Genomic DNA, 4510 nt, shown 5'->3' with positions numbered 1-4510 from the left:
AAACGCCATTGGCCGGACATCAGGGAACAATTGCTCAATAGGGTTCGGGAATACCGTTTCGATATGCGGTTACTTGCGGGAATTCCCGCAAGTAACACTGGCGCATGAGCAGGGTAAAATGGGTCATCATGGCCCTGCCAAACAAGTATTTCCTTTCCCTTGGATTATTTCTGCCCGGGAACTGATCTGCCTGATCAGCCGAACCGCCTTGGTACGCGATCCGTATGCCGGGTGGTGTGGGAGGGCTCCTCAGTGATGGGGAGTCCTATCCCGATCGGCTCTTCAGTAATTATTGTCTTTGCTCCATTGGGTATACTCGAAATAGCTTTATATCAACAATTCCTTCCCACTGAGGCAATCGTGACCTCGGCCCTTCAATCCTGACCAGCGGTGGTTCTTTATCAGCCAATGCGTTGATTTTCTCCCAAAGAGTGATATCTCCCCAGAATTGCGGTGGTGTCTCTCTTGCTGACACAAACGAAAAAATCTCTCCTGAAGTCTCGCAACCAGAACGTATCGCTTCTATTGCAAGTTGTTCAAGCCTGCCTAATCCAGTTGCTCTATCTGGATATTCCTCAATCCAGCGCGTTACAGCAGCTGGAACCCAAGGCAAAGGAGCATCAGTAAAATCCGCCAGTTCTTTGAACGCGGCTTGGTCTTGGAATGCGAATGATCTATCAACACGTTCAGCAAAAAGAAAATGATCTATCTTCAATGCTTGACGTCGGCCATACATGAAGGCCAGTTGATCGGGAGAGAGCTGTCCGAGACCGTGATAAGGCTCCACTCCCGGAAAAGAATCTATGCAAAGAAGATCCGCCTTTTCGTTTCCAAGAACCCGCATGCACGTAAGAATGTGGCAAAGCATCGACTGATCAAAGAGGCATGCATCAAACCAAAGAACCAAGGAATCACAATGTAGTGCAGTTTTTAGCTTGGCATACTGAGCTTTCAGTGTCTCAAGAACATGTTGTCTGCTTAGTCCTCCTCCCGTTGAATTTTCAAGGAATCTCGCTCGGGCGTCCAAAGTGACGTCATCCGGCCACCCAGGTTTTCTCGGACCATTGTAGAGGATATCATGCCATACGAACACTTCTCCGGGTATGCCGCTCTTAACCAATCTATTCCCTGCTATGTCACCGCTTGTAATATGCAATACAGTTTTCATTTAGCTCGTTGCCTTGTTGCCGAACCACCCAACATCACCGGTGAAATCCGGTGCATGTTGATTGTTGAGATTTTTTACATTTGCCTACGAAGGTTAAACGCTGGCTTGGCCCGGCCTTCCACATATTCATTATTTTATAATTAAAATTTAAAACCAACCAATCGCATCAAATCTGTATTTTTTGACGCGATCTATTATGTATGTCTTCCCAACTTCAACATGGTCCTGCAACATATCTTCCATCATTCCCTATAAAAACATCAGATTTTATATCATGGACCAAAATTTCGTTCTTTATTAATGGATAGATTATATTATCCAAGAAATTTTCATCTTCTCCATATTCAGCATCGTTATATTTTAAAATGTCAAATTTTTTTAAAAATTCATTTTTTATTTTTGAAACATCTTTAATACCCCATAACCCTGCAAACATTAATCGATCGCTTTCCTTTTTATGCCTTATTATATGTGCGTTATATTTCGAGTTTAACCATTCGTTAATAAATTCAGACTCCCTTTCACAGATACAACTATCTAAATCTCTAAAAAGTAATATATTTGCTTGGTCTTCGATTATAGGTTTATACCTCTAGAATGACCCTGTATGTTTATTTGTATCATCCATAAATATGACCTCACCTTCATGAAAGTTTAGTCTTTTTACATGTTCTTTTAATATGGCAGAGATATAAAATTTATATCCCCAATCTGGTAAAAGAACTTTAATAAGATCGATATTTTTTTCTATTCCAGAAATATATGTTGAAATCTCTCTTTCTTTGCTCTTATATAGAGTAAAACAAATTATTTTTGCCATTTTATCTGCGGCCTAATTCGGTGCATTTTATTCTTCCTAATACCTAAAATAGCCTTATGAGTGTTTCACAAGATATTGGTATGGTTTAAGAAAAAAGCTTATTATTTTCTGAACTCGTCTTAAAAATTTTGATTTTTGCACAGGTTGCTTACTGAATTTTATTACGAGGACAAAGACAAAAAACATAAACGCACCATATGCCATAAACAAAAACCATTTCAGCTCGTTGAAATATGATAATAAAACCGCATAGATAACGAATAACGTGTAAAGAAGCGCATATAGTGCGGTTAGAAAATTTGTTATCATTGGAACACTTTTTAAGATATTGGATTTATACCATAAACCGATATAAAAAGGTATTACGGCGATCATGATAGGTATTTTCTTGCTTGCATCAAAATCGGGCGCATTATACGCCCATAGTGCAATGATGGGAATCCCGTATAAAATCGGAGTAAAGATACTGATTATATGGAAAATAAAAGCTTCTCTAAAGTAGGTTTGTACCTCAATATCTGTATTGCTACCCCTTGATTCATCAATACAATAATACATTAGTTTTGTATTTGGGTATCCAACCATTGAAGTCTTTAATCTATAAGGAGAATTTTCTGTTTCTTCTTCGGGAAGATGATATTTTTTTATTCCAGAATCGTCTGAAATTGTAATATATGAGAATTCTTCATGTGCATATCCATGACAATTCTCTGGGAAAATTAATTTGGTAGTGAGTTTATTATATGGAGAAACTCGCAATGGAAAATTTAATTCATTACTCATTAATGGATATAAATCCCAACCAGAATCATCGCAACTTCGACCGCCTTTTTGCTCCTCATCTATCCTACCAATTTCAAAAGTTATTGAGCAAAAAAAGTTTTGATAAACAATTGTAATTATATTATGTTTTTCATTCTGAGAGAATGTGATTTGGTTATCAGAATCAATCGAAACTATTTTATAGTTATTGGGTAGTTGTATTTGGTATTCCCCTGAAAGATTTTCACTTTGAACCCGGATTTTCAATTCAATCAATGACCCATAAAGTGATTGCGGAATGATTTCAATAAAAACAGTTTCAGTCGGTTTCTTAGTTATATCCATTTCTTTACCTTATAAAACAGAATTGGCAATTTCTTTTTGCTTTCTAGTTTTAGCGTTAAAAAGCTATCATCAAATAGGATTTCAAAATTTAACGTTGCAAATAACCGGTGCAAATGGAGCGAAGCGGAATTTGCATCCGAGTTAATTTGCCTTGTTAGCTCTTTTGTTGCGCCCGAAGTTGATTGTAAACTTCTTTGGCGTTTTCTATTAATTCAAATTTCGGTGCAATAGATCCGGCCATACCTGGAAAGCTGTTTCCACCGAAGAAAGCCATCATTTGATTTTCTTGACCGAAAGTGATAGTGCCACTTTTATCTGATTTTTCAGAGAGAGAAACATCGCTAAGGCTTCTCAAATTAAGGCTTTTGACGTTCTTACTAAATAGACCGGAAACAATAATTGCCCTTTGATCAGTGAGACCATAAAATGTTTTTGCTCGCTTTTTCGAATCGTAAATAAACCGACCAAAAATCATATATAGGCCGATCAAAACAAAAGGAATGCCGAATAAAGGGAACACAATCCCCACTGCTCCGGCTTTATCATTTGGGATTGATAGAGCCATTGTTTCCCAAAAAATTGCAAATCCACCCCAAAGCAGACTAAACGGAATCATGAATACATCAGAACCACGGAATACCGTCCCTTGTCGTGGCATTCCGGCCCACAATAATTTTTCACCTGCATCCAATTCTCTTTGTACCATTTCTTTTGCTTCGTAATTCATTATTTTCCTTGAGAGCTAACCACCAAAATCACCGGTGAAATCCGGTGCATGTTACTTGTTTAATATTTTTCAGAAATCAGCTTAACTCCGGTTAAAGATTTTTGTGGGTGAGTCAATGTCTGGTTATTCGTTTTGAAGAAATAATTGTATTTCTCCTGAACAGTAACCTTTATGATACATCAGGCATAGGTCACTCTCAGGTGCGAACTTATATTTTATGCCAAGCGCTTCAAGCCAGCACTTTATTCTGTATAGGACACCGCATTCATACTTGTCTATAACACCGAGTCTTTTTACACCTGCATATGCAAAACATTTTTCCTTAGCGAACTCCCATGTTATTTTATCCTGTTCAGAATAACCAAACGTTACATTCATAAAATCTGGAATTATAAAGCTGGACGCTTTTTTAAAAAAGTGTATAAAGTCATCATTATTTTCAATAGCAGTATTAAATCCAAGCATATTTTTAATTCTTTCTATTTCGATTGATGATAACGATTTTATAGCAGATTTGTTAATTCTATTTGTTTCTTCGATCCCGAATTTTTGTAAACAATGAAAAAACCACATACCATCATGCGTCATCCAGCATTTATTTAGAAGTTCAATCGTCTCTTTTTGAGAAATATTCTTAACCGATTTCATGTTTGCCTCCTATTAAGTTGCTTTATGGGTATGACTTGCC

Annotated in this window: 7 protein-coding genes; 1 reads left to right on the top strand and 6 read right to left on the bottom strand. The window is 37.3% G+C overall.

Features of this window, described 5'->3' with window-relative positions; genetic code table 11:
- Positions 1-256, top strand: a 256-nt coding sequence (locus tag ACYQ2M_RS24695; protein ID WP_459919066.1) for a hypothetical protein, incomplete at its 5' end; no start/stop codon positions are given.
- Between the two features lie 33 nt (positions 257-289).
- Here the strand turns inward: ACYQ2M_RS24695 and ACYQ2M_RS24690 are convergent.
- The 6 genes from ACYQ2M_RS24690 to ACYQ2M_RS24665 all read right to left on the bottom strand — a co-directional run bounded on the left by ACYQ2M_RS24690 (position 290) and on the right by ACYQ2M_RS24665 (position 4470).
- The gene (locus tag ACYQ2M_RS24690; RefSeq protein ID WP_459919065.1) at positions 290-1168 is read right to left on the bottom strand and encodes a hypothetical protein; all 879 of its coding nucleotides are present in this window, start codon (positions 1166-1168) and stop codon (positions 290-292) included.
- 214 nt (positions 1169-1382) lie between these two features.
- Positions 1383-1604: a hypothetical protein gene (locus ACYQ2M_RS24685; protein WP_459919064.1), complete on the bottom strand. Its 222-nt coding sequence runs from the start codon at positions 1602-1604 to the stop codon at positions 1383-1385.
- Positions 1605-1760: 156 nt separating this feature from the next.
- Entirely contained in the window at positions 1761-1988 is a 228-nt protein-coding gene (locus tag ACYQ2M_RS24680; protein WP_459919063.1) for a hypothetical protein, read from the bottom strand.
- Positions 1989-2042: 54 nt separating this feature from the next.
- Positions 2043-3095 (bottom strand): hypothetical protein, encoded by a 1053-nt coding sequence (locus ACYQ2M_RS24675; RefSeq protein WP_459919062.1) that lies wholly within the window; start codon positions 3093-3095, stop codon positions 2043-2045.
- Positions 3096-3249: 154 nt separating this feature from the next.
- Positions 3250-3822 carry a PH domain-containing protein gene (locus ACYQ2M_RS24670; RefSeq protein WP_459919061.1) on the bottom strand — a complete coding sequence of 191 codons (573 nt, stop codon included), beginning with the start codon at positions 3820-3822 and terminating at the stop codon, positions 3250-3252.
- Between the two features lie 123 nt (positions 3823-3945).
- Positions 3946-4470 carry a DUF6125 family protein gene (locus ACYQ2M_RS24665; protein ID WP_459919060.1) on the bottom strand — a complete coding sequence of 175 codons (525 nt, stop codon included), beginning with the start codon at positions 4468-4470 and terminating at the stop codon, positions 3946-3948.
- Positions 4471-4510 lie beyond the last annotated feature (40 nt).

It is taken from the genome of Desulfocicer niacini, assembly GCF_054657595.1.
The sequence above is the reverse complement of the archived record's forward strand: the minus strand, read 5'-3'. Positions and strand labels throughout refer to the sequence as shown.

Bases quoted from the DNA above. Each gene is read 5' to 3' on its own strand.
- ACYQ2M_RS24680 (WP_459919063.1), bottom strand. From the start codon at position 1,988: ATGGCAAAAATAATTTGTTTTACTCTATATAAGAGCAAAGAAAGAGAG.
- ACYQ2M_RS24670 (WP_459919061.1), bottom strand. From the start codon at position 3,822: ATGAATTACGAAGCAAAAGAAATGGTACAAAGAGAATTGGATGCAGGT.
- ACYQ2M_RS24685 (WP_459919064.1), bottom strand. From the start codon at position 1,604: ATGTTTGCAGGGTTATGGGGTATTAAAGATGTTTCAAAAATAAAAAAT.
- ACYQ2M_RS24665 (WP_459919060.1), bottom strand. From the start codon at position 4,470: ATGAAATCGGTTAAGAATATTTCTCAAAAAGAGACGATTGAACTTCTA.
- ACYQ2M_RS24675 (WP_459919062.1), bottom strand. From the start codon at position 3,095: ATGGATATAACTAAGAAACCGACTGAAACTGTTTTTATTGAAATCATT.
- ACYQ2M_RS24690 (WP_459919065.1), bottom strand. From the start codon at position 1,168: ATGAAAACTGTATTGCATATTACAAGCGGTGACATAGCAGGGAATAGA.